The organism is Shouchella sp. JSM 1781072, from assembly GCF_041949915.1.
Lineage (GTDB): Bacteria > Bacillota > Bacilli > Bacillales > Bacillaceae_D > Shouchella.
The window spans coordinates 518,030-544,679 of the sequence record NZ_JBHFQE010000001.1 but is presented as its reverse complement, the minus strand read 5'-3'; the positions used below and the strand labels follow the sequence as shown (position 1 = coordinate 544,679).

At 40.2% G+C, this 26,650-nt stretch carries 25 protein-coding genes; 7 read left to right on the top strand and 18 right to left on the bottom strand.

Annotation, left to right across the window (positions count from 1 at the left end):
- Nucleotides 1-11 precede the first annotated feature (11 nt).
- The 9 genes from argF to ctaG all read right to left on the bottom strand — a co-directional run bounded on the left by argF (nucleotide 12) and on the right by ctaG (nucleotide 11,158).
- Nucleotides 12-983, bottom strand: coding sequence for an ornithine carbamoyltransferase (argF, locus tag ACE1TH_RS02830; protein ID WP_375078341.1), 972 nt, complete (start codon nucleotides 981-983; stop codon nucleotides 12-14).
- Nucleotides 959-4,126, bottom strand: a complete 3,168-nt coding sequence (locus tag ACE1TH_RS02825; protein ID WP_375078340.1) for a carbamoyl-phosphate synthase (glutamine-hydrolyzing) large subunit — start codon at nucleotides 4,124-4,126, stop codon at nucleotides 959-961. Before ACE1TH_RS02825 ends, argF begins: the two co-directional genes overlap by 25 nt.
- On the bottom strand, nucleotides 4,119-5,195 hold the full coding sequence (locus tag ACE1TH_RS02820) for a carbamoyl phosphate synthase small subunit (protein ID WP_255223453.1): 1,077 nt from the start codon (nucleotides 5,193-5,195) through the stop codon (nucleotides 4,119-4,121). The genes ACE1TH_RS02825 and ACE1TH_RS02820 overlap by 8 nt, the downstream gene beginning before the upstream one ends.
- An 83-nt stretch (nucleotides 5,196-5,278) precedes the next feature.
- Nucleotides 5,279-6,415: an acetylornithine transaminase gene (locus ACE1TH_RS02815; protein WP_099301336.1), complete on the bottom strand. Its 1,137-nt coding sequence runs from the start codon at nucleotides 6,413-6,415 to the stop codon at nucleotides 5,279-5,281.
- 15 nt (nucleotides 6,416-6,430) lie between these two features.
- Nucleotides 6,431-7,195 (bottom strand): acetylglutamate kinase, encoded by a 765-nt coding sequence (argB, locus tag ACE1TH_RS02810; RefSeq protein ID WP_099301337.1) that lies wholly within the window; start codon nucleotides 7,193-7,195, stop codon nucleotides 6,431-6,433.
- Nucleotides 7,196-7,207: 12 nt separating this feature from the next.
- The gene (gene argJ / locus ACE1TH_RS02805; protein ID WP_375078339.1) at nucleotides 7,208-8,437 is read right to left on the bottom strand and encodes a bifunctional ornithine acetyltransferase/N-acetylglutamate synthase; all 1,230 of its coding nucleotides are present in this window, start codon (nucleotides 8,435-8,437) and stop codon (nucleotides 7,208-7,210) included.
- A gap of 13 nt (nucleotides 8,438-8,450) precedes the next feature.
- Complete coding sequence (gene argC, locus ACE1TH_RS02800) at nucleotides 8,451-9,488, bottom strand: N-acetyl-gamma-glutamyl-phosphate reductase (protein WP_099301339.1); 1,038 nt, start codon at nucleotides 9,486-9,488, stop codon at nucleotides 8,451-8,453.
- 164 nt (nucleotides 9,489-9,652) lie between these two features.
- Entirely contained in the window at nucleotides 9,653-10,252 is a 600-nt protein-coding gene (locus ACE1TH_RS02795) for an SCO family protein (RefSeq protein WP_255301130.1), read from the bottom strand.
- A gap of 12 nt (nucleotides 10,253-10,264) precedes the next feature.
- A complete protein-coding gene (gene ctaG, locus ACE1TH_RS02790) occupies nucleotides 10,265-11,158 on the bottom strand; it encodes a cytochrome c oxidase assembly factor CtaG (RefSeq protein ID WP_099301340.1) in 894 nt (297 codons plus the stop codon).
- 116 nt (nucleotides 11,159-11,274) lie between these two features.
- Here ctaG and ACE1TH_RS02785 point away from each other — a divergent pair, with 116 nt between their 5' ends.
- From ACE1TH_RS02785 to ACE1TH_RS02760, 6 genes are all read left to right on the top strand, one after another.
- A complete protein-coding gene (locus tag ACE1TH_RS02785; protein WP_099301341.1) occupies nucleotides 11,275-12,084 on the top strand; it encodes a Cof-type HAD-IIB family hydrolase in 810 nt (269 codons plus the stop codon).
- A gap of 24 nt (nucleotides 12,085-12,108) precedes the next feature.
- On the top strand, nucleotides 12,109-12,564 hold the full coding sequence (locus ACE1TH_RS02780; RefSeq protein WP_375078338.1) for a GNAT family N-acetyltransferase: 456 nt from the start codon (nucleotides 12,109-12,111) through the stop codon (nucleotides 12,562-12,564).
- A gap of 118 nt (nucleotides 12,565-12,682) precedes the next feature.
- Complete coding sequence (locus tag ACE1TH_RS02775) at nucleotides 12,683-13,288, top strand: hypothetical protein (protein ID WP_375078337.1); 606 nt, start codon at nucleotides 12,683-12,685, stop codon at nucleotides 13,286-13,288.
- A 135-nt stretch (nucleotides 13,289-13,423) separates the two neighbouring features.
- Nucleotides 13,424-14,677, top strand: a complete 1,254-nt coding sequence (locus tag ACE1TH_RS02770; RefSeq protein WP_099301344.1) for a hypothetical protein — start codon at nucleotides 13,424-13,426, stop codon at nucleotides 14,675-14,677.
- A complete protein-coding gene (locus ACE1TH_RS02765; protein WP_375078336.1) occupies nucleotides 14,649-17,612 on the top strand; it encodes a DEAD/DEAH box helicase in 2,964 nt (987 codons plus the stop codon). Before ACE1TH_RS02770 ends, ACE1TH_RS02765 begins: the two co-directional genes overlap by 29 nt.
- A gap of 15 nt (nucleotides 17,613-17,627) precedes the next feature.
- Nucleotides 17,628-17,777, top strand: coding sequence for a hypothetical protein (locus ACE1TH_RS02760; RefSeq protein WP_176554272.1), 150 nt, complete (start codon nucleotides 17,628-17,630; stop codon nucleotides 17,775-17,777).
- Between the two features lie 28 nt (nucleotides 17,778-17,805).
- Here ACE1TH_RS02760 and ACE1TH_RS02755 read toward each other — a convergent pair whose 3' ends face one another.
- The 9 genes from ACE1TH_RS02755 to ACE1TH_RS02715 all read right to left on the bottom strand — a co-directional run bounded on the left by ACE1TH_RS02755 (nucleotide 17,806) and on the right by ACE1TH_RS02715 (nucleotide 24,641).
- Nucleotides 17,806-18,303, bottom strand: a complete 498-nt coding sequence (locus tag ACE1TH_RS02755) for a BsuPI-related putative proteinase inhibitor (RefSeq protein ID WP_099301346.1) — start codon at nucleotides 18,301-18,303, stop codon at nucleotides 17,806-17,808.
- 15 nt (nucleotides 18,304-18,318) lie between these two features.
- The gene (locus tag ACE1TH_RS02750; protein WP_099301347.1) at nucleotides 18,319-19,140 is read right to left on the bottom strand and encodes a YitT family protein; all 822 of its coding nucleotides are present in this window, start codon (nucleotides 19,138-19,140) and stop codon (nucleotides 18,319-18,321) included.
- Between the two features lies 1 nt (nucleotide 19,141).
- Entirely contained in the window at nucleotides 19,142-19,918 is a 777-nt protein-coding gene (locus ACE1TH_RS02745; RefSeq protein ID WP_375078335.1) for a prolyl oligopeptidase family serine peptidase, read from the bottom strand.
- 56 nt (nucleotides 19,919-19,974) lie between these two features.
- Nucleotides 19,975-20,235, bottom strand: a complete 261-nt coding sequence (locus ACE1TH_RS02740; RefSeq protein ID WP_099301349.1) for a hypothetical protein — start codon at nucleotides 20,233-20,235, stop codon at nucleotides 19,975-19,977.
- A 428-nt stretch (nucleotides 20,236-20,663) separates the two neighbouring features.
- Nucleotides 20,664-21,044: a rhodanese-like domain-containing protein gene (locus tag ACE1TH_RS02735; protein WP_099301350.1), complete on the bottom strand. Its 381-nt coding sequence runs from the start codon at nucleotides 21,042-21,044 to the stop codon at nucleotides 20,664-20,666.
- 20 nt (nucleotides 21,045-21,064) lie between these two features.
- Nucleotides 21,065-21,613 carry a hypothetical protein gene (locus ACE1TH_RS02730; protein WP_099301351.1) on the bottom strand — a complete coding sequence of 183 codons (549 nt, stop codon included), beginning with the start codon at nucleotides 21,611-21,613 and terminating at the stop codon, nucleotides 21,065-21,067.
- Nucleotides 21,614-21,746: 133 nt separating this feature from the next.
- Nucleotides 21,747-23,207, bottom strand: coding sequence for an acyl-CoA carboxylase subunit beta (locus tag ACE1TH_RS02725; protein WP_375078790.1), 1,461 nt, complete (start codon nucleotides 23,205-23,207; stop codon nucleotides 21,747-21,749).
- 53 nt (nucleotides 23,208-23,260) lie between these two features.
- Complete coding sequence (locus tag ACE1TH_RS02720; RefSeq protein ID WP_375078334.1) at nucleotides 23,261-24,103, bottom strand: dimethylarginine dimethylaminohydrolase family protein; 843 nt, start codon at nucleotides 24,101-24,103, stop codon at nucleotides 23,261-23,263.
- 196 nt (nucleotides 24,104-24,299) lie between these two features.
- Complete coding sequence (locus ACE1TH_RS02715; RefSeq protein WP_375078333.1) at nucleotides 24,300-24,641, bottom strand: IDEAL domain-containing protein; 342 nt, start codon at nucleotides 24,639-24,641, stop codon at nucleotides 24,300-24,302.
- Between the two features lie 103 nt (nucleotides 24,642-24,744).
- Between ACE1TH_RS02715 and asnB the strand changes: the two genes are divergently transcribed.
- Nucleotides 24,745-26,634, top strand: coding sequence for an asparagine synthase (glutamine-hydrolyzing) (gene asnB / locus ACE1TH_RS02710; RefSeq protein WP_099301355.1), 1,890 nt, complete (start codon nucleotides 24,745-24,747; stop codon nucleotides 26,632-26,634).
- Nucleotides 26,635-26,650: the final 16 nt, after the last annotated feature.

The following is a 26,650-nucleotide window of genomic DNA, read 5'->3' as shown; positions in this document are numbered from 1 at the left end:
ACCTCTGCGGATTAGAGTCCCCCGAAAGTGATACCATTATGTGCAATTACCGAACGCAGAATCGCTTTTTGCACATGAAGACGATTTTCAGCTTGGTCATATACAACAGATTGGGTTCCATCAATGACGCTGCCTGTTACCTCTTCATCTCGATGAGCAGGTAAACAATGCATAAAAATGGCCTGTTTATGCGCAGCAGCCATCAGCTCGTCATTAACTTGATAGGCTTGTAAATCTTGTATATGCTTGCTCTGTTCATTTTCATACCCCATACTTGTCCAGACATCTGTATAAACGATATCAGCACCTTTTGCGGCTAAATGTGGGTCGGCCTGCAGTGAAATCACTGCTCCTGTTTGCTTACCGGCATCTTGCGCATGCTTTAAAATAATTGGGTCTACTTCATATCCATTCGGACTTGAAATCGTCACATTCATGCCTGTTTTTGCACCGACAGCCATGAGTGAATGCGCCACATTATTTCCATCTCCTACGTAAACAAGTGACAGACCAGCAAGCTTTCCCTTCTTTTCTTGAATTGTTAATGCATCCGCAAGCGCTTGGCAAGGGTGGTAAGCATCCGTTAGTGCATTAATAACAGGAACGGATGAATGCGCAGCTAACTCTTCTACAGTCTGATGTGAATTTGTACGTATCATGATCGCATCTACGTAACGAGATAATACATTAGCGGTATCTTTAATCGGCTCGCCACGTCCTATTTGTAAATCCTTAGGGCTTAGAAATAACGCATGGCCTCCTAATTGCGTCATTCCTACTTCAAACGAGACTCTTGTTCTTGTTGACGCATTTTCGAAAATCATTCCTAGTGATTTTCCTTTTAATACTGACGAACTTTCGCCGTTTTGAAACATTTTTTTCCCTTTGGCTGCCTCACTAAGTAAATAAGTCACTTCTTCAACCGAATAATCGAATAACGTTAACAGATGTTTTCCCGTTAAATTGACGGCAGTGCTTTGCATGAGATCGACTCCTTTTTTTCAAACGTTTTTGAACGCCACTCCTGAATCGATTGTAACGAGAATGACGGGTGATAAAAATAGTGGAGAAACGCACCTAACGTTTCCACTTCCGTTAGAACTGTAAGTTGATTTGCCAATGCTTTGTGACGATTGCCTTCATTTCCATTTTGACCTGGATAAGAAATATCAATCAGCGCTTTGGCTTCTGGAGAAGAAACCCATTGATCAAAATCCGCTTTCACAATGGTAAACCCTTCTCTTTCTAACTGTTCGATAAAGGGATTACAAGCTTTTTCAAGCGCAGGCTCCACACAATAGAAAATCGACTTTTCTTCTTCTTTTTCAAATAGCGCAGGGAGAGTTTCAAACGGCGCACTCACTTTCGCCAATGCTTCTTCCGGTGTATTGCCAATCATCAGTAATTCACCAGTTGACTTCATTTCTGCCCCTAATTTCGGATCGAGCCCCGCTAGTTTCCCATAAGAAAAAACCGGTGCTTTGGCTGCAAAGTAAGGGAGTTTGCCCGTTTTGACATTTAATTGTTCCAACGTTTCCCCGACCATTAAACGCGTTGCATAATGAATATATGGTTCACCAGAAAGCTTGGCGAGTAAAGGAACCGTTCGTGATGCTCGAGGATTCACTTCAATCACGTACGCACGTTCGTCTTGTAGAACGAATTGAATGTTAAAAACCCCTTTAAATGTCATTGCCTGAGCGAGCTTATTAGCCATGTCCACCATTTGTTGCTTAATCGCTTCACTAAGTCGAAACGGCGGGGTAATTGCTAAGCTATCTCCAGAATGAACGCCAGCTTGTTCAATATGCTCAAATATTCCAGCAACATGAATTGATTTTCCATCAGTCAAGACATCCATATCCACTTCAATGCCTTGCACATACGTATCCATTAAAAGTGGAAATAACCCTTTATAAGGATGGTTGACTAAATATTCCTCCAGCTGTTCTTTTGAATGCAAAATCGCCATCCCCTGCCCTCCAATTACAAATGAAGGACGAACTAAAATTGGAAAGGTCATTTGTTCACATGAAGCAATCGCTTCTTCCATCGAAGCTACGGTTTTTCCAGGGATTGGTTCAACATCAATCGATGAAAGAAGATCGTAAAAAGAATCACGTTCTTCTAATTGATCGACAGTCGCTGCGGAGACGCCAAAGACATGCACCCCTGCCTCCTCTAACTCTTTTGTCAGCTTAATGCCTGTTTGGCCACCTAACGTTACGATGACGCCAGCAACAGCCTCTGTTTCGATAACCGCTAGCACATCTTCTAGTGCAAGTGGCTCAAAATAAAGACGATCAGCCGTCATATAGTCTGTACTAACGGTTTCAGGATTGTTATTGATGATAATAGCTTCATAACCTAGCTCTCTTACGGTGTTCGCTCCATGTACAGAGCAATAATCAAATTCAATTCCTTGCCCGATTCGGATCGGACCCGAACCGATAATCACAATTTTTTTGTTTGTTGACGGCACGCTTTCATTTTCACCAAAGTAACTGGAATAAAAGTAAGGCGTCTGTGCTTCAAATTCTCCTGCGCACGTATCCACCATTTTATAAACCGGTTTAATGTTCATTTGTTGACGAACGTTTCGAACGTTATTTACGTCTTCTTCCCATAAAAAAGCTAACGTCGCATCCGAGAACCCTGCTTTTTTATAATCATTCATTTGCGCAGTTGTTACACGTTTTAGAGACACTTGTTCAATGTCTTTTTCTAACGCTATTAATTGAGCGAATCGCTGTAAAAAGAACGCATCAATTTTCGTCTGCTGATGTAACGCTTCAATCGTTGTGCCTCTGCGTAAAAGTTCAAACAGTCTAAACAATCGTTGGTCGTCTGCTTCCACTACTGCTTTCCATAATGTCGCATCGTCTTCATGGGAAAACTCACCTTTACCAAGATCATAATAGCCAATTTCTAATGATCGGACTGCTTTTTGGAGCGCAGCATTAAAAGAGCGCTCGATCGCCATCACTTCGCCTGTTGCTTTCATTTGAGTACCTAACTTGCGGTCTGCATTGTAAAATTTATCAAAAGGCCAACGAGGAAATTTCACAATACAGTAATCAAGCGCCGGCTCGAAGCTCGCGTATGTGTGTCCGGTGACTGGATTTAAGAGCTCATGTAAGTGATAACCAACTGCCAATTTCGCCGCAATCCGCGCAATCGGGTACCCTGTTGCCTTAGATGCTAACGCTGAAGAACGACTAACACGAGGGTTTACTTCAATTAAATAATATTGATCACTATGAGGGTCAAGAGCAAATTGAATATTACACCCGCCAATAATTCCTAGTGCTCGAATAATTTTCGTTGAAGCAGATCGAAGCATTTGATAATCACGATCTGATAACGTTTGAGAAGGTGCAACCACGATTGAATCACCAGTATGAATACCGACCGGATCGATATTTTCCATATTACAAATTGTGATGCACGTATCGTTATTATCTCGCATTACCTCATACTCGATCTCTTTAAATCCAGCTATACTTTTCTCTATTAAACATTGATTGATCGGACTTTGCTTAAGACCATTTGCAACAATTGTGCGTAACGCTGCTTCATTTTTGGCAATTCCGCCTCCTGAACCTCCTAAGGTGTAGGCAGGTCGTACAATAATCGGGAATCCAATTGTTTGTGAAAACGTCACCGCTTCTTGGACTGTATGAATAATGTCACTTTCTGGCACAGGTTCGTTCAACTCATTCATTAGATCCCGGAACAATTCACGATCCTCACCTTTTTTTATTGATTCAATTGGTGTACCAAGTAACTGCACGCCATGTTTGTCTAAAGTCCCTTCATCATGAAGCTTTAACGCCAAATTTAATCCTGTTTGGCCTCCTAACGTTGCAAGCAAGCCGTCAGGTTTTTCTTTTACAAGAATGTCTTCAACGGTTTTTGCAGTTAAGCGTTCGAAATAGACAACATCTGCACAATGCTCATCTGTCATAACCGTTGCAGGATTAGGATTTAAAAGAATGACACGAATGCCTTCTTCTTTTAAAGCTAGACAACCTTGGGTGCCAGCGTAATCAAATTCAGCGGCCTGACCAATGACAATCGGTCCAGACCCGATGACAAGGACACTTTTGATTGATTGTTTATGCATATAAATGATCTCTCTCCTTTACAGGAAGCTGTTGTATAAATGTGTCAAAAATGGCGTTTGAATCGACTGGCCCTGGACTTGCTTCTGGATGGAATTGAACGGTTAGAATCGGTAAATGGTTGTGCATGAGCCCTTCTACACTCTTGTCATTGATATTGATATAGCGGACGGTGAAGTCTGTTTCTTGGATAGAACCTTCTTTTACTACATAGCTATGATTCTGACTCGTCATGTACACTTGATTCGTATGACAATCGAGCACCGGTTGATTGGCCCCTCTATGCCCAAATCCTAACTTTTCTGTTTCAGCGCCAAATGCTAAGGCGAGTAGCTGGTGCCCCAAACAAATGCCAAGAGTCGGATAGATGCGTGCCAGCTCACGAATCTCTTCAAGATGGGCGTGTAGCTTCTTTGGGTTTCCAGGTCCATTTGAAAGAACAAGACCATCTGGTTGCAAGCGCTCAATTTCTGTTTTTGAGGTTTGGTAAGGAACCACCGTCACCTTCATTCCTTTTGTCGATAATTCTCGAGCAATAGAATGTTTATAGCCGTAATCAATTAACACGACATGCTGCTTTCCATGAGGATTATACACTTTGTTTTTTTGAACACTTACGAGCGGAACAACTTCTTGGTGTTCCAATGATTCTTCCCCTGTTTTCTTTGTCATTTTATTTGATGTAAGTGTCGCTTTCATATCTCCATGTTTACGGATTCGTTTCACGATTGCTCGTGTGTCAATTCCTGTGACATACGGAATATCGTGCCTTTCTAAATACGAACAAAAACTTTCCATTTGACTATGATGAGAAGGAGATTGCTCTACTTCCGCTAAGACAACCCCTTCTACTTGCGGTCCATTGCTTTCAAAATCATGTTCGTTTATTCCATAATTTCCAATCATCGGATACGTAAAGACAACAATTTGACCTTTAAATGATGGATCGCTTATCACCTCTTGATAGCCAGTCATGCCTGTAAAAAAGACAATCTCCCCGTTAACTGGTTCCTTGCCGTGCCAGTTTCCTGCAAACTGTTCTCCGCTTTCTAACAAAACGTATCCTTTCAACTTTCATCACCTCAATGAAGAATAAATATTCTTTAATTCGGATAAAAATACATTAACTTGCAAAAAAAATTGGTTGTTCCACTTCAATTAAGAGCCGCTTTTAAAATCGATACTGCTTCATTCCACTCCTGTTCTTCTATTAAAAGTGAGGGCAAAAGTCTGGTGACGTGTTTCCCTGCTGGTAAAAGCAACAGTCCTTTCTTTTCACACGCGTCAATAACCTCTTGTGCAAGAACGGTCGTCTCAATCCCAATTAAAAACCCACTTCCTCGAATGTCTTTCACACTCGCACATGCTAAGAGCTCTTGTCGCAGCGTGTCATTAAATCGATCGGCTTTGTCTTTTATTTCTTGTAAAAATTGCGGCTGACTCATCGTTTCTAAAACCGCTTTAACAACTGCCATCGCTAACGGATTTCCTCCAAAAGTCGACCCGTGAGCACCTGCTTGAAAATGTTCTATTAGATTGGACTTACCAAGCATCGCCCCTACCGGAAATCCATTCCCAAGCCCTTTGGCTACCGTAATCACATCAGGGTCAAGTTGATAATGCTCATATGCAAAAAATGTACCTGTTCGTCCGATGCCTGTTTGGATTTCATCAATAATGACGAGAAGGTTTTTTTCTTTTTTTAGCTTCATTATGGTGCTGGCAAATTGTTCACTTAAAATGTGCACACCGCCTTCACCTTGAACCACTTCAATCATAATCGCAGCTGTTTCAGGCTGAACCGCTAACTCAAGCGCTTCGGAATCGTTGAATGGCACGTACGTAAATGAATCGAGCATTGGACCGTACCCTTGATGAACGGCTTCCTGTCCAGTCGCCGCCATTGAACCAAGTGTGCGACCATGAAACGATTGATTCATCGTGATGATATGCGATTTTCCTGATGCTTTGCGTGCAAGCTTAATGGCTGCTTCATTTGCTTCAGCTCCACTGTTACAAAAGAACACAGCGTCACAAACACTTTTTTCGACCAGCATTTTAGCAGCTTGCTCCTGGATCTCATAATGAAAAAGGTTCGATCCATGCCAGAGTAAGTCTGCTTGTTTGTGTAACGCTTGAACAATGGCAGGATGACCATGTCCTAAATTTGTCACGGCTATACCGGACATAAAATCCTGATAGCGTGTTCCGTCTTGACTATATACGTATGATCCTTTTCCTTGTGTTAACTGGATTTCTTTTTTCGTGTAAGTAGGAAATAAATAGCTCATATTCGACTCCGTTCTTTATGGAACAAGTGTCCCTTTCTCAATCATTGTACCGCTGTTTAAGGTTAATTTTTCTTTTCCGCTCACGATTCGAACACAGGTTAGATGATCCGACAAACTATTTAATGCGCCTGTCACTTTTGGAATCATTCCTCCGGTAATTTCACCTTGCTCAATAAATTGATTGATTTCAATTTCATTTAATTTTGCTTTTTTTTGCTTTTGAATATAAACGCCATCAACGTCCGTTACGACGATAAACTCGTCTGCCGCTAATGCTTTTGCTATAGAAGCAGCAACAGTGTCTGCATTAATATTGACTTCCCTTCCACATGAAGTCAGTCCAAGTGGCGCGATTACCGGAATCGCATTTTTTAACAAAATTTCTTCAATTATTTTTGTTTGAACCGACGTAACAGCGCCAACAAATCCTAATCGTGCTTCATCGATTAGTTCTGCTTGGATACATGCATGTTTAAATCCACTTAATGAAACAGCTTCAACACCTGTTTGCTGAAGCGTCTTGACGATGCCCTTGTTCATTTGCTCAAACAATACATCTTTTACAATCGCCAGTACCTCGCCTGTTGTTTTTCGTAAACCTTGATCAAATTCAATCGTAATCTTTGCTTTAACGAGTTGTTCATTAATAGCGGGTCCTCCACCATGCACAATAATGATTTCCTCGCCTGCCCGCTGTCGTTCAGCTAAGCCCTTGTAAAAGTCCGCACTTAACTCAGCAAGCATGCTGCCACCAATTTTAATTACTGTTCGTTTGCTCATATTGACAACCTCCTAAGTACGATAACCTGCGTTAATTCGGACATAATCATAGGATAAATCGCAACCCCAAGCTTTTCCTGTTCCATCGCCGATATGTAAATCAACCGTAAGCACAATCGTCTCTTCTTCCGTCATATAAGCAGTAATGGCGGCGTCATTTGTTCCACAAGGCTCGCTTTCTACTAGTGTTGGATATGGTCCAATTTCAATATCAATTTTATTTGGCGACATTGTACAACCGCTATACCCAATCGCACCGATAATCCTGCCCCAGTTCGCGTCTTTACCGAACACAGCTGTTTTCACTAAATCTGAACCAACAATCGTCTTTGCCACTTGACCTGCTTCTTCATCCGATGCTGCGCCACTCACATTCACTTCAATTAACTTCGTCGCGCCTTCTCCGTCTCGCGCAATCATCTTTGCCAACGACGTGGCGCATCGTTGAAATGCTTGTTTAAACGTTTCCCACTGTGGGTGTTGTTTGGATAACACTTGATGATCTACCGCTTTTGATGCAAGGGCTAGTACCATGTCATTTGTTGAACAGTCACCGTCAACAGTAATTCGATTAAATGTTTGATCTGTGACTTCACTTAATAGTTGTTGTAAAGCTGGTGCCTCTATGGTTGCATCCGTCGTCAAAAAGCCAAGCATCGTCGCCATATTTGGATGAATCATTCCTGAACCCTTTGCTACACCTGCAATGCGTACAACTTGTTCATTAATGATCACTTCGACACAGATTTCCTTTGTTGCCGTATCTGTTGTTAAAATCGCTTCCGCAAATGCAGATGGTTGAGTATGAATAGATAATGCATCAATGCCTGCTCTTACTTTAGTCATTGGCAGCTTCTCTCCAATTACACCTGTAGAAGAAACCGCAACAAATTCATCACATACATTTATTTTTTTAGCTAGTAACTGTTGCATTTCTTTTGCATCTGCTTCTCCTTGCTTGCCTGTTACTGCATTTGCGTTGCCACTGTTAACAATGACCGCTTGTAATTGGCCGCTTTTCTTTAAAGCCTGTTTCGTCAACCTAAGTGGGGCAGCTTGAATTTGATTCAGTGTGAAAACGCCTGCCGCTTCTGCTGGACGATCACAATAGATAAGGCCAAGATCGAATTTATTTTTCTTTAAACCGCAGTGAACGCCTGTGGTATAAAAGCCTTTTACGTCAGCAATTGAACCGTTCTCTATTACCTTTACATCCGTGTGTATTTGCTCACTAACAAACATTGTTTCACCTCATTTACGGGTAAATAGGCAGCATCCCTAACCCTGTTTTTTCTTCAAAGTTATTCATAATATTGAAATTTTGTATCGCCTGACCTGCAGCTCCTTTTACCAAATTATCAATAACTGATACGAGGATAACCCGGTTTGTGCGCTCATCGTAAGCCACACCAATGTCACAATAATTGCTTCCGTACACATGCTTTGTCGCTGGAAAATCTCCAATATCTCGTATTCGAACGAATGGATCGTGTTCATATGCGCTCGTTAGACAAGTATGTAGTTGCTGAGCATCCACTCCATTTGTGCCAGTGGCATACATGGTTGCCATAATTCCCCGCGACATTGGAACTAGATGTGGTTGGAAACTAACGGTCAGTTCTTTCTCAACCACGTCCATTAACTGTTGCTCAATTTCAGGCGTATGCTTGTGTGACGTTACGCCGTATATTTTAAAATTCTCGTTCATTTCACTAAAGTGGGTGATCGATGAAGGGCTCTTCCCTGCACCAGACGTTCCTGTCTTGGCATCGATAATAATAGACTGAGTTTGAATGAAATTCGCTTTCAAAACGGGCAAAAGTGCCAATAAAATAGCCGTTGGAAAACAGCCTGGGTTGGCTACGAGAGAGGCATTTTTTATTTGCTCTTTTTTCCATTCACTTAGCCCGTATACTGATTGTTCAAGTAGCTCCTTTTGCGCCGCTTCTCTTTTGTACCAAGTTTCATAGACTGCTGGAGATGCAAGCCGTAAATCTCCTGACAAATCAATCACACGCATACCTTGATTGCGTAACCAGCCACTCCACTTACTAGAAACACCTGGAGGAGTCGCTAAAAAGACAGTATGAATGTCGTCCATCAACTCGGCTTCTTCCAACGGCCTCAATGTATATTTATTCCCGTTTAACAAATGCGGATATTGTGAAGTCAATGGCCGACCATCATCATTTGATGTATAAAGATTAATAGATTGAATTTGAGGGTGTTCATGTAAAAACCGTAATAACTCTATGCCACCATATCCACTAGCGCCGATAATACCAACCTTCATCCTCTCACTCCCGAAACGATTTTTCTTGATATTTACCTATTATAAATATGAATAAAAATAAATTCAACTGTATTTTTATTTTATTTTTACTCAGGTAATGTTTATTGAAGCATATAAGTGATGAAATCAAAAAAACACCTAGCCAAAGGCTAGATGCTAGCTTATTACATATTTTCTTGGGAGATCGTCGCGATAATATCTTCAAGCATCTCTTCCTGATTCATCTCCAGACCGTTGTATTTTCTTACAACGTGTCCTTCTGTATTCATTAAAAAGAAACTCGTAGAATGAATAATATCTTCCGGTTGCTCACCGTGTGCATAAGGAACTCGAAACGCTTCATTTGAAAATGTTTCAAGCTCTTCAATTGAATATCCTGTTAAGAAATCCCAATTTTTATTTTCTACTCCGATGTTGTGTGCATATTGATTCAGCTGTTCCGGCGTATCCGCAATCGGGTCTGCGGTAAATGTAACAAATTGAACATTATGACCTTCTGACTCTAAATCATTTTGAAGCTGGTTCATATTTGGCATCATCGTTAAACAAACGGTCGTACAGTTTGTGAAGGCAAAATTCGCCAGCCAATAGTCACCTTCCAAATCACTAGAGCCAACTGCTTCATTCTCTTGATTCACAAATGTAAAAGCAGGAATCGTAATGTCAGCTTCCGAGATATCAAACTCAGAATTCTGACCCATTTCATACATCCATCCACACCCTGATAGCATCAATACTGTGAATATCGCTCCAATTACTTTCAAAGAAACCACCCTTCACCCTTGAGATTGGGGAATATCGCTAATGGTTAATTCACCATCTTGCATTTTTTCTTTTTTCAACCATTGTTTAAAGACATAGCCAATGGCAATCCCATAAACAATTTCTTGAAATACTTTCATTAAAACACCAGCTAATTGCTGATCCGTCCGAGCATCGAGAAACTGAAGTGCCTCAGGACTTCCGAATGCTGTAAGCAATGCTTCTGGTCCTGCTCCCCCAGGTAAGCAATACGCCATGACATTCGCCCAAATTAACGGGTCGGTGTATACAGCATACATAGCATTAGGAGCAAAAATGATGAGTGCACAAGCAGGTGTAATTAATAAACCATTTGCAAAAATATAAAAAATACGTCGTAACTCAGGAAGCTTGTACGTGCTCGGCACAGGAGCTAAAATATACCACCACATTAGCGCCGCCGCAATAAGTAATACCCACTGATAAAGACTATGTAAGAACGGTGCTTGCATAAGCGTGTCAAACATGAGCGGAACGTGATAGAATGAAAATAGACCATTAAATAAGAGCAGTGCAACAATTGGATTCCAGATGTAACGTAGCGGTCGAAACGCCCATTTACTATTTAAAAATGCTTCATACCATTGCCTCGGAATACCGAGTAATAGCAAAGGCACTGCGATAAAATAAGCAAAAACCATTTGTAACATATGGATCGTCATCATGACGTGCCCAAATACATAAAGTGGACTTCCCCAGCCTAAATAAAGCGCTAGCAAACCACTCATGAAGAAAATCATGTTTTTCACTGTGCCAGTTTTTGTTCTTCGCACAAGTAAGCCATATAAAATGGCTATCACGACAATCGTTACAAGCAACTCTGGTGTCCATAATGCGCGGAATCCCAAGCTTGAGGCAAACGTTTCCATATTTATTACTCCTTTCAAGCAGGATCTCTCTTACGTACTCATCATAGCACATCTATAGTTGAATCCAAATGTGCTTCCGTGTATTTTTTGTTACTAATTTAAATAAAGGAGCGCTTATGAAACAAAGACATTTAATCGCCTTAGATTTAGACGGCACATTACTTCCAGAAAATCAAACGATTTCCCCGCGTACAAAAGAAGCGCTCTTAAAAGCGAAAAGAGCAGGCCATATTGTTGCTATTGCAACTGGGCGACCTTACAGAGCAAGCAAACGCTACTACGAAGAGCTAAATTTGACGTCACCTATTATTAATTTTAATGGTGCGAGTGTTCATCATCCTCTTGATAAACAATACCCGACTACAAAAGAAACCATCGATCTTAAGACAAGCCTTCACCTTATTTCGATTTGTAAAGAAGTCGGCATTGAAAATATGATGGTTGAAATGAATGACTCTTTTTATATGATGAAAAATGAAGGGTTTTTTGCAAATTTTTTAACTGACGGCATTGAGCCCATTGCTTCAGGGTCAATAGAATCATTGTTAACAGAACCACCTACTGCTATTCTAGTTGAACCTCAAGTGGACCGCGTACAAGCATTGCGCGATACTCTCGACCAAACAAATACCGAAACAACGTTACAGCGTTGGTGGAAAAGCCACGTATCTGTTCTTGAGATTGCCCCGAACCATGTTACGAAAGCGACCGCTTTACATGAAGTAGCAAAACATTACAACATTAACACTGAGCATATTATCGCGTTTGGCGACGAGGAAAATGACTTAGAAATGATTCAGTTTGCCGGACAAGGGATTGCAATGGGGAACGCGATTCCAGAGTTAAAAGACATTGCACATGCAGTTACCGATTCAAACGAAGAAGATGGCATTGCTGCGTATCTTGAAAAAGCCTTGACACTTTAATTTCTATTTTTGGGAGGGGACCTCATGGTTGAAATTGATGAACTTTCAGCGGATACAACGGCTGAAACAAAACGCGAACTGACCTATCTTTTTGAAAAACAGCTTCACAACATTGCTGGTAAAAAGGCGATGATGCAAATTGAACACCTTTTGAATGAAGCCCTTCTCCCTCAATCAAAAACGTATTTCTTTATTGCACGCTACGAAGGTCAAGCAGTTGCATTTGCTTTTTTCAATACAATGACTAGCTTTCAAAAAGGCGGACAGTACATTTGGCTCAACGAGATTTATGTTGAAGAAGAGTACCGGAACCAAGGCATCGCAAAAAAACTGTTGCTTCGGATTATTTACTGGGCTGAAACACGTAATATTAAAGGCATTGAGCTCGAAACTGGTTTAAATAATGAAGCCACAAAATCTTTATATAATTCCCTCGGTTTTTATGATGTTGTGTCCAAACGGTATTCCTTCCGTTTTTAATTGAAGTTATATGCCTATTTTCTTCCATAACTAGGCGTATAGCTTCTTTTTTTTTGCGATTTTACATAGACTAAAGCAATCTCTCATTTAGTGCCTTTTGTAAAAGGAGTGTAAGAATATGACTGCAATTCCTTGGCCGACAGAATTTCAAGAACTTTCAATTAAAATCACAAAACGAGCGCTACATCAGTTTATAAAAAAAATGATGGCAAATGAGTATGAACTTCACTGGCGCTATGACTCAAATTTTATTTATCTTATTATAGAATTTGAAGACTTGGTTCATGAACTTCCTTTTATCCGAAACGATCATTTTTTGACCATGACAGCCAAAAAACTTTATGTGTACGATGCTACTCTTTCTGATGTACTGGAACATTTATTGCAATCTGAAAAAGGAACAGGCATTGTGAAGCGAATGACGGAAGGCCCACATTATGTCACAACCTATGAGCACGGAGATATTGCCTCTACAGTAGAAATTGAAGGGAGTGAGCAAGGGATGGCGAATAAAAATGTACCGATGATTCAATATAAGGAAAATGGAAAATCGCTTGGCCCGAAAACGATGATTAATGTGATGAATCTAGAAATCAATTACATCCTTATGGAGCTTTTTGAGGCAATGGAAGTAAAGAATGAAGAAGCGATGGTCGAACATAAACATCGACTAAAAAAACTGGTAAACCGTCGCTCACAAGTAGAAAAACTGTTAAAGCTTTAGCGCACTTCTATTGATAGCACATCTTGTGCTTTTTTTTTGAGTTTAACGGTTTTTGCTCAAATCCTTAGCTAGACTTTTTTTTCCTCAGTAAAAAAGGTAAAATAGAGAGATACTGTTTTATCATGAGGTGAAAAATTGTCTAACGCTTATCGGCGCTTGCGCACAGAAATGGAACCTTATTTAAAAGGATTGAATCGCAAACTTCGATCTTCCCGTTACCTCGCACCAGCTCAAATCGAGTCATATGGGCTCGAGGTACGAGATCACTTACATACATTTAAAGAAGATGAACAACTCAATGGGTGCTTTATTATCATTGATTTTTTATATGGACAAGCAAAAGGAGATGGCCAGTGGGCGTCACTCGAGAGACGGTTCAATCAATTTTTTGATACTGTCACCCACCAGATGTATGAGTCGTCGTTTTCTAAATCAAAAAAATTAAAGACCCGCTTTGCTAAAACATTAGGGTCATCATTGATTGCTTCAATGGAAGACGAACACGCTCCTTACTCGAGATTGTTCTATACGTTTATGAAAGCATTCTCTGCAGATCAAATTGATAAGCTCGATCATTATTTTCATGAGCATGATATGAAGAAAGCGTCTCGCTCATTTAGCATAACGATGAGCTACTTCTTCTTATATATCGGAAAAGAATCACTTGCAAAGTCGTTAATGCAGCAAGCTCAACCATTAACACCTGATGAAGCCGTTGCACACCTGTCTTTATTGACCCATCGAGAACGATATGAGCAAGTATTATCATGGTTTGAGACATTTTTTCCTAACAAAACAGATAAGCTAGGTGTTTTGCAGGACTACTATGATCAATCTGCCTCTTTGCATCATTCATCGTCTATTCAATATGAGACATGGGATCGTTGGTTAAAGGCCCCTTCTTTTAAACGGTTTCAGACGTTGATGAGTCATTATTCGGAGCAACAAAAAGAACTTGTGTTAGATTATTTGCTCCCCCCTTTGGAGCGACGGCTCTTTAGTGAAGCGAATAAGCTCGTTTATGCACAGATTTTAATTCAATACCCTGATTATGATCGTACACAGCAATATTTCTTGCAACATGAAACAAATCCACTTGATTTGCATGAGCAAAAGCAACAGTTATTAGAGCAGCTTGTACAAGAGAGACCAGCTCTTTCACTACCAGTTGTTCATCAATTTATCATTCGATTGGCAGAAAAACGCACACGAAAATATTACGTGGAAGCAGCTGAGTACGTTGAAAAACTTGCTTCTATCTATAAGCGTATGAACAAAACCGAGCGTTATCAGCAATACAAACAAGCATTATATAAACGATATCAATCGTATCGAGCGTTTATTGAGGAGTTGAAACGTCGTGAACCAATCATCCATATGGATTCATAGTGGCTGGGTCAATCAGTCCTTTTTCGTTTGGGCAGAGGCAAAAGGTCAAACCAATCAAGCGAAAAGCGGGTTTATTTATCCTTTTCTCTACTCCCCTTTCGAATTAAAGTTACGACTGTTTCAAAACGATCCTATTTCTTTTTACGGAACGTTTTTAACACTATCACGGTCAATTATTCACGTCCCTCTCGTTCAACGTGAATTTCAGTCCTATGTCGGATCGACAATTATTTATCAATCGGCCGATTCATGGAAAACACATTTTTTTCCAATAGAAGGCATTTCGTTCACTTTAGAAGAATTTGTTCAGTTCCTACCTTTGTTTCGCACATGGAAAACAGATTTCCAGCTAGCAGACGATTTTAACATTTGGCTCCGGTTTATGGATGACGTTTACACTTTAATTGAAGAGGGTTATTTTGAACCGAATCAATCTGGAAAATGGGTTTTAAAAGTAAAAGAACAGTGGTATATAAATTGGGCTTCGTCGATACCAATGTCATCGTTCTCCATCGCCACCAGTCAAGAAAATCAATCCATGGAGCAAGAGGAAGAGGAGCACTATGCTCAGCGTAAATCTATTATGGAAGCATTGATTGATTGCACAATTCGTGAGTTATTACAAGAAGAAGAGGTCACGGTCCTCTATGATGAATGGAAGCAGTCTGTTGAAGAACCATTACAGCCTCTTCTATCAACATTAAAAACGAGAACCCCAATGACAACGAAAGAAAATTGGTCACCCCATGCGATTCAAGACCGGTTAGGGGTAAAGCAACGAGAACCGTTTAAAACAGCCATTGTATTAAATGAACCAAAGGAAAACCAAGTGGACTGGACGCTTTCCCTTGCCTTAATTGATCGAACAAATCGTGAGCAAGTAATTCCGGTTAAACAATTGTTAACAGGGGACCACCCTTGGCTGACAAACCCCATTCCTCAATTAAAGAAAGATTTGTCGCAAATACAAGATGATTTCCATACGCTATCGGCTATTAGCTTATCGGCACCAACTGTTACGGTTACGAGCGAAGAGGCATTTGAGCTGTTTATGCAACATGATCGATTTGAGCAAATTGGTGTAACCTTAATCGTGCCTAACCAGTTAAAACAAACACCATCTATCAAAGTGAAATTAAAAGACATGCAGCAAGATCGTTATAGCGGTGTTGACCCTATCTTGAATTGGAACAGTCTGTCACAATTTGATTATTCAATCATGGTTGGGTCTCAAGAAATGTCACAAGAAGAATTTCAAACGTACGTAAGTGAACAAAAATCACTTTTGCATCTTAATAATCAATGGCTTGTGTGGGATCCAAACCTTGCAGAACGGCTTAAGAACTTTTTGGATCAAATTCAAGATCAGTATACGTATTTAGATGCATGGCGCCTAGATCAAGAAGAGGACGGTCTTGAAGAACTTGATGACATTGACCTTTCTATTGAGTGGTCGGAAAAAGTTCAAGAGAAGCTACCACAATTGTACCGACGCGAACCTGCTCTTGTACCTGTGCCTTCCACACTCCAAGGCAGCTTACGCATGTATCAACAACAAGGCTTTAGTTGGCTCGTTCACTTGCGCCAAATTGGGTTTGGAGGATGTTTAGCAGATGATATGGGCTTAGGAAAGTCTATTCAAACCATTGCTTACCTCCTTTATATACTTGAGCAACAACAGCAAAAAGCGGAGCCTTTTTTACTCATTTGTCCGACTTCCCTGCTCTATAATTGGGAAGCAGAATGTCAAAAATTCGCTCCTGAACTAAACGTATTTATTCACCATGGCAACGATCGAATTCTTGAAAAAGATAAACGACTGAGTGAATACGATTTAGTCATTACATCTTATACCCTTGCATTACGAGATGAACGTCTACTTCACGAGTACAATTGGAATGGCCTTATTCTAGATGAGGCCCAGCATATAAAAAATAAAGAAACCAAACAGCGTAAAGCCATTCGCAAGCTCCATGCGACACATCGAATTGCGTTAACTGGAACGCCGATTGAAAATCGATTAACGGAACTATGGTCATTAATGGATTTACTGAATCCGTCCTTACTTGGCAACTATAAGCAGTTTTATGCAACGTACATTAAACCAATCGAAAAAGACGGAGACAACGAGCGCCAGCAACAGCTACGAACAGTGATTCATCCGTTTCTTTTAAGACGTACAAAAGAAACAACGGACTCAGAATTAAATTTACCTGCAAAACATGAGGAGTTGAAGCACGTTCCATTAACGATTGAGCAAGTAGGCTTATACCAAGCAATTGTCAATGATATTGAAGACCAAATTCATTCGGTTTCAACAATGGAGCGGCGCGCACTTATCTTACGGACAATCACGCGTTTAAAACAAATTTGTAACCATCCAGCTCAATTTTTAAAAGCACCTATTGAAGCGCATCGTTCCGGTAAGTGGGAAACGTTCCAAACATTGATTCATGAAATTTATGAGCGAAAAGAAAGTACACTCATTTTTACCCAGTATAAAGAAATGGGCAAACTCATACGTTCCTATCTAGAAGAAACGTATGGTGCAACCTCTTTTTTACATGGAGGATTAACAAAGAAACAACGACTAGAAGCGATTGAAACCTTTCAAGATCGTGAAGGCCCTTCCTTCTTTGTTTTATCACTAAAAGCAGGCGGCGTTGGCTTAAATTTAACAAAAGCGACGAACGTCATTCACTACGATCGATGGTGGAATCCAGCAGTTGAAAACCAAGCAACCGATCGCGCCTATCGAATTGGCCAAACAGACGAAGTTCATGTTTACAAGTTGCTAACAGAAGGGACAATTGAGGAAAAAATTGATCGAATGATTACAGGCAAGCAACATTTGGCCGACGGCATTTTAGCCTCTTCCTCACAAGTAACAGAACTAAGCGATGAAGAATTACTTTCTTTATTACGATTAAGTTAATAGGTTGGTGAAATCATGATGAAACAGCCATTTGAGTCTTTTTGGAAAACCACTGAGCGTGAAGAAGACACCAAGACCGTTACCATTCCGCAAACGGAAGCTGGAACGCCAGAGTGGAAAGCATTAAAAGAACGTATCCAGCAAAAAGCAAAAGAAAGAAGGTAGAGACGAGTCTCTACCTTCTTTCTTTTTATTACGATTCACTAATTTCTACTTCAACAGACCGTGTAAACGTATTTGGATCGCTTAGTGATTCAACAATACTTTCGTCAACTAAAAGCTCCACTGTCATCATATACGCTCCTGCTGGCATATTTTCTGTAGAAATCTCTTCTCGCACGTCTTCAATTTCGCCTGGCTCATACGTTCTTTCCGTTACGCTTTGAGCAAACATATGCTCATCCGAGTAACGAAATACTTCTTCTTCTTGTGCATTCACAAGTGTGATTTCATATAATTGTTGCGATGGAAAGGTTAACGTCTGTGCTTCATCTGTTCCGTTTTCAATGTACATGTCTACAAATAGCATATCATCTGAAAGTTGATGATCAACTGTAAATACCCACTCCTCAGACATAGTAGAATCTCCTCCAGCTGGAATATTCTGATCTTCTTCTTCCTCAGCCTGGCCACCACAAGCTGCTAATGTAAAAGCAAACGTCAGGCCCATTAGTACATTCAACGTTTTCAAAACAAATTCCTCCTATTAATCTTTCCGGAACAACCCGAAGATGTTCGCTGTCTCAACAATGTTCGTGAACGCAGCCGGATCGACTTCTTCAACAATATTTTTCAGCTCATACAGCTCGTACCTCGTAATAACAATCACTAACATTTCTTTTTCCTCAAACGTATACCCGCCTTTAGCTGGTATACGCGTAATCCCTCTTGTTAAACGTTGATGAATGGCTTTATTAAGTGTATCTGCATTTTTTGTTACAATCATTGCAGTCAGTTTTACATAGCGAGTGTGGATGGCATCGATAAAGCGAGAGGTTACATAGATAGAAATTAACGTAAATAATGCTTTTTCAGGATCTAGCATAATTCCTGATGCCACAACAATGATTGAATTTAAAATAAAGAAAAAGCTGCCAACAGGCCGGTCGGACATTCGCGCTAACACGAGTACAATAATATCCAAACCACCTGAAGATGCGCCCCATTTAAGAAGCAATCCTGCGCCACCTGCAGCGATAACCCCACCGAAGACGGCATTTAACATAATGTCTTCAGAAAAGGCATAAACAGGCAACACTTCTAAAAAGATTGTTGTCAGCACAACACTTGCAAAGCTATAGATCGTGAAGCTTTTTCCAACTTTAAGCCAGCCAAGGATTGCGACTGGGATGTTTAATAGCAATAATAGAATCCCTGTAGATAATGGCACAACATAGGATAAAAGCTGGGCGACACCCGTAAAGCCACTCGCAAATACATCAGCTGGTAGAAGGAAGAAATTTAGTGAACTTGCAAGTAAAAACGAACCAATAATAACAATGAAGATTTTTCCAAGTTTACGAATCATTTTACATCGTCACCCGGTTCTGGCTTTCCACTTGTTTTTCAAACCAATTCGCAGCATCGAGCATAGCACTTCGCGTTATTTTGTGATCCGCCCCTTTTTCAGGATAGAATGTCACTTGCTTGTCTTGAACGATAGAAGATGCTTTTAGTTGTGCAATAAAATCGTGAGCGAACTGATAAGGAACCGTCTGATCTTCCATACCGTGCCAGATGTATAGCTGACGATCTTCAAGTACCTGTACATCCCGCGATAAATCATACATACGTACCTGTTCTAAAGTGGCTTCTTTTTGTTCCTCTGTTATGTTCATACCACGTTTTGTAGCGATCTCAAACATTAATTTTGCAAATTCTTCGTATTGAGGTGCTCCCATAAACAAACATGCATGCTTGACCCAATCATATTGCTGCAAAATCCCATATGAAGTAATTGCGCCCATCGAGGTACCACCAATGAAAAGCTGGTTCTCATCGGTTTGAAATCGTTCATGAATCGCCTCTACAAGATGCGGAAACTCTTCAATTGACTGTTGGACAACCGTCCAAAAATGTAGGTACGGGTCTTTCGAGCCCTCTCCTGGCTGTCGGACACCATGATAAAGCGCATCTGGCAATACCACTCGGAATCCTTTTTTTGCAATCGTATACGCAATATGTAAATTATGTTCTTTTGCGCTTGTGACGCCATGATAAAAAAACAACGTTGGTTTTTCACCACGTTCTTCTTCCTCGACAATCAGTAAAGGAATGTTATGTATCACATCTTCTTGAATTCGCATTTCTTTGATCCACTCCTACGTTCAAAAAAGCCGCCAAGAAGGCAGCTTTTACAAAATTATTGATACTTTTCGTTATAACGCTGGATACTGTATAAAGATCCTTCGTCAACCATTTTGCTGTCTTCCGTATAGGGTCTAGGGTTCCCCAATTGGAAAGATTTAATTTTTTCATCTTTTGATTTCCCTGTCACTTTGTTTAAAAAGTCTTGACTCTTTTCTTTTAAATCTGCTCGTTTATCACCATCTACTAAGTAAACCGTCAATGCTCCTGCTACGGCTGCCGATGCTACAGCAACAATTGTTTTCTTTGCATCCATTACAAAAAACCCCTCTCTAAACAAAATCAACGATTCTCCTTATAGTATGTTCCCTAAATGACACTTCATAAACCTAAAAGAATGATTCAATTTCATTATTCCTAAGCGTTACACAAAAGCGATCGTTTACCACAGGCACATTGGCGACATTTATTTTCACTGCGCGTTTATTTACGCTCATGGTGTCTTCTTTTCCTCGGACACGTTTTATCCATTTATGCGTAAAATTACGCTCCAACGTTTTCAAACACGCACTGTTTCCTTGGAGGTCGGCAAAACGTCATCGGATTACAACAAATGTCACGAATTTAAAAATAAAAATCTAAATAAAAACTGTTTCAACAAAAAAACAAGAAAAATCTTTATAAGTGCTCATAGCACACTCATAAAGATTCTTTTCATTCTAATTCCATTCAACAAACTAAAACTTATTTCTTTGTGTACAGTTCTTTCGGCTCTTTAACGATCCATTCTTGACCAAAAGAACGCTCGCCGTCCCAGTCTAACATCCCACCATCGTAATTACGGACATTGTTGAACCCCTGTTCCTTCATGTACATTGCTGTATTTTGACTTCTTCGTCCACTTCGGCAAACCAAAATATAGCTCTTGTCTTCATCCATTTCTTTAAGCATGGATGGCACTTCATTCATCGGAATAAGTGGAACCCCTGGGATATGTCCATCTTCATATTCAGTTACCTCGCGAACATCAATAACAATAGGCTCGTCTTGAGGTTTTTTGTTTTGTAACTCGTCTTTCAATTCATCTGTAGATATCTGTAAAATACCATCTTCACTTTTACTCATAGCAACCTCCAGTTTTTCGCTTATTCAATCGTTATGTCAATATGCGGCAACGACTCTCGAAGCTGCGTTAACGTCACTTCTTCAGCTTCCAATTGTTCAAAGACAGGTAAAACCACGTCATCAATGTAGCTTGCTACATCAATCGTACCATCAGACCGAATGAAATCATCATGTTCAGATACAACCTCATAAAGAGGCTGAAACGATTGAATCTGAAAGGCTACCGTTCTATCTTGAATATCTCTCGTATAGTCTCTCGTATCAATTGCATGAACGCGATAAACCGATCCTAAACTTACGTAACGCGCCTGTTCTTGTTCAATATGCTCTTCTTGATTGTCTGCAATAACAACATCGCCACTATATACCGTTGGAACAAAAACAGAAATAGCAAAGTATAGTGTCAACACTGTTATAAAGACTAAAAAGGAACTTGTCCTTTCTCTACCTCTTGTATCCCCACTTCTCTTTTGAATGTTACGATGGACAATAAAGAGGGTCACTGCTAGTAAAACAATGCAGCTAGTAATAAGGATAAACTGAAACCAGCCTTCAGATAAGATCACCATTTAAAACGACTCTCTTTCTCGTACAATAATGTTCGTTAATCATTCGTATCGTACCATAAGAGCGTCCATTTAAAAACGAAAAAGCGTTAAATCGAAGAAGAATTTATGATTGTTTTCTATTAGTTCCTAGCCCTTACATTGGCATATTCCCTTGTTTTCTTGATTCCTCAACAGGTTTGGCATTTAAATAGCGAAACGAACGAATTAAAAACGAACGGGTATCCCTTGGCAAAATCACATCATCAATATACCCTTTTTTTGCAGCATAATAGGGAGAATCCGTCTTTTCTACATCAATACTAGACTTTTCCTCCACGATCGCTCTTGAACTTTGCCGCCCCATAACAGCAATAGATGCACACGGCCAAGCAACCACTAGATCTGCACCTATTCCTTTACTATTTAATGCGACAAACGCACCTCCGTATGCTTTTCTAAGTACGACGGTGATTTTCGGTACAGATGCTTCAGCAAATGCGTAAATAAGTTTAGCACCGTGGCGCAATAAACCTTTGTATTCTTGATCTTTTCCAGGAATAAATCCACTAACATCTTCTAACACGAGCAATGGAATGTGAAAACAATTGCAGAAACGAACAAACCGTGCACCTTTATCACTTGCATCAATATCAATGCAACCAGCTAAATGAAGCGGATTATTTGCTAAAACACCGACCGTCTTTCCATTTAAACGAATAAAACCCGTCACGATGTTTTTTGCAAATCCTTTTGACCATTCAAACAAATGCTGTTGGTCTGCAAGACACGCAATAATTTCTTTCACATTATATACTTCACGCTCATCTTTTGGTAAACACGTTTCGATTCCTGTTGTTGTAGCGATGTTAGACCCATCTGGCGTCTTTTGATTTTCTAAAAAAGATAAAAACTCTTTCACTTGTAAAAACACTTCTTGCTCTGTATCGGCAACAAAATGAGCTAGTCCGCTTTTGGTTGCATGTATATCTGCACCGCCAAGACTTTCAGGCGATAGCGTCTCTCCACTTATTGCTTGGAGAACTTTCGGTCCTGTTATAAACATTTGGCTGATCGATCGGACCATAAAGATCGCATCACTCAATGCTGGAGAGTAAGCAGATCCTCCTGCACATGGTCCAAGCATAACCGATAGCTGAGGAATTACGCCTGAGTACTGAACGTTTCGTTTAAATATTTCTCCATAACCGTGCAGCGCCTCAATGCCTTCTTGAATACGTGCCCCCCCTGAATCAAGCAAGCCAATAATCGGCATCCGATGTTTGTATGCTAGATCCATTAATGAGCAAATCTTTTGTGCGTGCATGCCTCCGAGCGTACCACCGACAATTGTAAAGTCTTGTGCATAAATACAAACATCTTGCTCATTTATTTTGCCAATACCAGTAATGACACCATCGCTTGGTTGACCGTCTAAACCTGATGCAAATCGATCCAACTCAGAGAAGCTATTCGCATCAACAAGCTGACTAATCCGCTCTCGTGCTAATAGCTTCCCCCGTTTCTTTTGCGCTTCTTGCTTATCAATTCCGCCGCCTAATGAAATGATCTTTAATCGTTTCTCGTATTCTTGTTCTTCTTGATTGTCCATTGCGATCCACCCTTTTTAGGTTCTTGTTGTAATGTAACCAAAAAGGGTGACGCTATGCGTTAAGGCTGTCTGTGAATAGGCAAGGTGACACATCGAAATGAACCACCTGATTTGATAATCTCTGAAAAATCAACTTCAATAATCGTATATCCACGATCTCGTAGCGCTTGGTTCGTTTTTTTGTTTTGCGGCAGCGCTAAAATGCGCTTTTCTCCTATCGACAGTACATTAACACTTAAATTAAATTGTTCTTCTTTTGAAACTTCAATACAATCGTAACGTTCAGACAGCAGTTGATAAGCCTCGGAATCAATGGCTTCCGGATATACGAGTGCTTCATGTTTCGAGATTGGTTGAAACACACAATCCAAGTGCAAGTACTTATGATCAAACGGCACCCATTGAAATTGTTTACTACCATGATTCTGCTCTAACATGGATAAACTATTTGAGGATGTACGACCACTCGCACCGACATAAATAACATCTTCCGTGACGATGACATCTCCGCCTTCAATTGTCCCTTCTTGAATAGGTTGAAACGGACGATCTATCGCTTTTAAAAAATTCGCAAGCTCTTTTTCCTCACCTTGTCGAATTTCGCTTTCCATTCGCGCAACATATAATACGTTTTCAATCGTAAATCCGCTATCGCGCATAAAGACTTGTTCAGGAAAGGATGCTTGAGGCGGCAACATTCGCACATTAACGCCTTCAGCCCGCATCGTTTCTATAAGCGTACGGTGCTGGGAAGAAGCTAATTCTTTATCAATATTCTCTTTCATATACTTCCGTTGCGTTTCGTTGATCGGTTCTTTAATTGTCATATACGTTGGTTCGCACACAATCACTTCTGTTAATGTATCAAATTCAGATTGACAATAAACGGTTTCGTTTTTCATGAGTGAATGACTCCTATCTTTTGAATCAATTCTTTATTAAGATTTGCATAGAGGATTGTAAAAATCAATTTTTTCCATTATATTTTTATATATTCGTATACCTTTTCCTAAGTGTATACTACAATAAGGATATCTTATCCATTTAAAAGATAAATCATAAAAACGTAAAAATCAGACCAACATACTTGGCCTGATCTTAATGAAAAGTCAAAAATAAATTATAGCCATTTTCAGAAATGGTCTTTCCATTTTTATGACTTTCGATGTGAGACGAGAGCTCTGAAGTAAGAATATAAAATGTTTCCTTATCACGACATTCAAGCGATTGATCAATTTGCTTTCTTAAATATTGTTCTTTAAAGTAATAACTTGAATACGTAAGAACAGCACGAGCATAGAGAGATTGAACAGTAAGATCAGTACGAACTTCTAAACTGTTAATAATGTGCAACTGCTTCAGGACATTCTTATCAATGGCAAATGGCTCTTTCATTGTTCTCCCTCCATCTGTTATGATGATATCGTTTAATTTACTCATGTTTTACCCTGAAAAGAATGGTCATAAACCTGAGGGTGTTGGATCTTCCAACCCATTTTTTCATGCCATTTTTTCACCCTACTTATTCGGAGGTGCCTCACTTATGTGTGGTTTTATTGGAGAGCTCTTACACAAACATAACGAAAACAACCACGCTGATGATCAGACGTGGACGGAAGCTTTAGAGATGATCCACCATCGTGGACCTGACCAAACAGGCGAATATAAAGACGAGTTTGTTCGACTAGGCTTTAAACGCTTAAGCATCATTGACTTAGAAAACGGCTCACAGCCTTTTTCTTATCAAGAAGGTCGCTATCAAATGGTGTTTAATGGCGAGATCTACAACTATATTGAACTTCGAGAAGCATTACAAGAGCGAGGAGTAACGTTCCGCACGCACTCGGATACCGAAGTACTCATTGCGATGTATGCGCATGAAGGCAAAGACATGATCAAAAAACTGCGCGGGATGTTTGCCTTTGCAATCTGGGATACTGAAGAAAGAATCCTTTTCTGTGGTCGCGACCGTTTCGGTATTAAACCGTTTTATTACATGAGAGACAATGGCCGTCTTCATTTTGGTTCAGAGCAAAAATCTCTTATGCCTTACATTGATGAAGTGCAAATACGTACAGATTCGTTACAGCATTATGCAACGTTTCAATATGTACCAGAACCACATACATTAACAAATCATGTGGAAAAACTATTACCGGGTCACTACTTAACCATTGATGAGCATTTATCAATCGACGTTACAAGCTACAGCGATCGCTCGTTCTACCAGCACTCTCGCAATCAATCGCTTGAGTCGTTAGTAAACGAAACGAAAGACGTGTTAACAAATTCCGTAGAGAAACATATGCGTTCAGATGTTCCTGTTGGTTCATTCTTATCAAGTGGCATTGATTCTACCGCAATTGTCGCGCTTGCCAAAGAACGACACCCAGAACTATTAACTTTTACAGTCGGCTTTGAAACACAAGGCTATAGCGAGATTGATTTAGCTCAAGACTCCGCAGAAAAATTAGGCGTCCGGAATGTTTCAAAATTAATTACGCCAGAGGAATTTTTAGAGGAACTCCCTAAAATTATGTGGCATATGGACGAGCCTGTTGCCGATCCAGCAGCTGTTCCCCTCTATTTTGTTGCAAAGGAAGCAGCGAAGCACGTAAAAGTTGTTTTATCCGGAGAAGGTGCTGATGAATTATTTGGTGGTTATCGGATTTACCGCGAGCCGTTAGATTTAAAATTCTTTGATAAAATACCAAGAAGCTTGCACCCAGCTTTAAACCGATTTGCGCAACGTTTACCTTCGTCTGTTAAAGGGCGTGGATTTTTATTAAGAGGAACAACACCTATTGAAAAACGTTATGTCGGGAACGCGTTTATTTTCAATGAAGAGGAAAAGAAAGAGCTGTTTCATTCATATGATGCGTCCCATCCATATACGGATGTGACACGTCCGCTTTATGATGCGGTCCGTCACTATGACGATTCCACAAAGATGCAGTATGTGGACATGCATACGTGGCTTGCTAGTGATATTCTTGTTAAAGCGGATCGTATGACAATGGCCCACTCGCTTGAATTACGCGTGCCATTTCTTGATAAAGAAGTCTTTGAATTTGCCCGCTCATTGCAAACAGATTTAAAATTAGCAAACAATACAACAAAGTTTGTTCTAAGAGAAGCGATGAAAGAGATCGTACCAGACTCCATTGTTTCCCGTAAAAAACTCGGTTTCCCTGTACCGATCCGCGTATGGCTTAAAGACGAGCTGTACAGCTGGGCACAACAAACGATTAAAACGAGCGGTGCGGATGAATATTTCAATAAATCCTTCTTACTGCAAATGTTAGAAGATCACCGCCAAGGAAAAGCAGACTACAGTCGAAAATTATGGACCGTTCTTTGCTTCATGATGTGGCATGATCTTCATCTTGCTAACAAAAGCAAAAGCGAGAAAGTAAGCAAAATTGTCATATAACGCGAAAGAATCTTCT

Coding starts and splice junctions, on each gene's coding strand:
- ctaG (WP_099301340.1), bottom strand. CDS start 11,158: ATGGAAACGTTTGCCTCAAGCTTGGGATTCCGCGCATTATGGACACCA.
- ACE1TH_RS02760 (WP_176554272.1), top strand. CDS start 17,628: ATGATGAAACAGCCATTTGAGTCTTTTTGGAAAACCACTGAGCGTGAA.
- ACE1TH_RS02775 (WP_375078337.1), top strand. CDS start 12,683: ATGACTGCAATTCCTTGGCCGACAGAATTTCAAGAACTTTCAATTAAA.
- ACE1TH_RS02780 (WP_375078338.1), top strand. CDS start 12,109: ATGGTTGAAATTGATGAACTTTCAGCGGATACAACGGCTGAAACAAAA.
- ACE1TH_RS02720 (WP_375078334.1), bottom strand. CDS start 24,103: ATGAAAAACGAAACCGTTTATTGTCAATCTGAATTTGATACATTAACA.
- argJ (WP_375078339.1), bottom strand. CDS start 8,437: ATGTTTGTTAGTGAGCAAATACACACGGATGTAAAGGTAATAGAGAAC.
- argB (WP_099301337.1), bottom strand. CDS start 7,195: ATGAGCAAACGAACAGTAATTAAAATTGGTGGCAGCATGCTTGCTGAG.
- ACE1TH_RS02735 (WP_099301350.1), bottom strand. CDS start 21,044: ATGAGTAAAAGTGAAGATGGTATTTTACAGATATCTACAGATGAATTG.
- ACE1TH_RS02715 (WP_375078333.1), bottom strand. CDS start 24,641: ATGAGTAAATTAAACGATATCATCATAACAGATGGAGGGAGAACAATG.
- argF (WP_375078341.1), bottom strand. CDS start 983: ATGCAAAGCACTGCCGTCAATTTAACGGGAAAACATCTGTTAACGTTA.
- argC (WP_099301339.1), bottom strand. CDS start 9,488: ATGAAGGTTGGTATTATCGGCGCTAGTGGATATGGTGGCATAGAGTTA.
- ACE1TH_RS02825 (WP_375078340.1), bottom strand. CDS start 4,126: ATGCATAAACAATCAATCAAAAGTGTCCTTGTCATCGGGTCTGGACCG.
- ACE1TH_RS02815 (WP_099301336.1), bottom strand. CDS start 6,415: ATGAGCTATTTATTTCCTACTTACACGAAAAAAGAAATCCAGTTAACA.
- asnB (WP_099301355.1), top strand. CDS start 24,745: ATGTGTGGTTTTATTGGAGAGCTCTTACACAAACATAACGAAAACAAC.
- ACE1TH_RS02740 (WP_099301349.1), bottom strand. CDS start 20,235: ATGGATGCAAAGAAAACAATTGTTGCTGTAGCATCGGCAGCCGTAGCA.
- ACE1TH_RS02745 (WP_375078335.1), bottom strand. CDS start 19,918: ATGCGAATTCAAGAAGATGTGATACATAACATTCCTTTACTGATTGTC.
- ACE1TH_RS02785 (WP_099301341.1), top strand. CDS start 11,275: ATGAAACAAAGACATTTAATCGCCTTAGATTTAGACGGCACATTACTT.
- ACE1TH_RS02750 (WP_099301347.1), bottom strand. CDS start 19,140: ATGATTCGTAAACTTGGAAAAATCTTCATTGTTATTATTGGTTCGTTT.
- ACE1TH_RS02730 (WP_099301351.1), bottom strand. CDS start 21,613: ATGGTGATCTTATCTGAAGGCTGGTTTCAGTTTATCCTTATTACTAGC.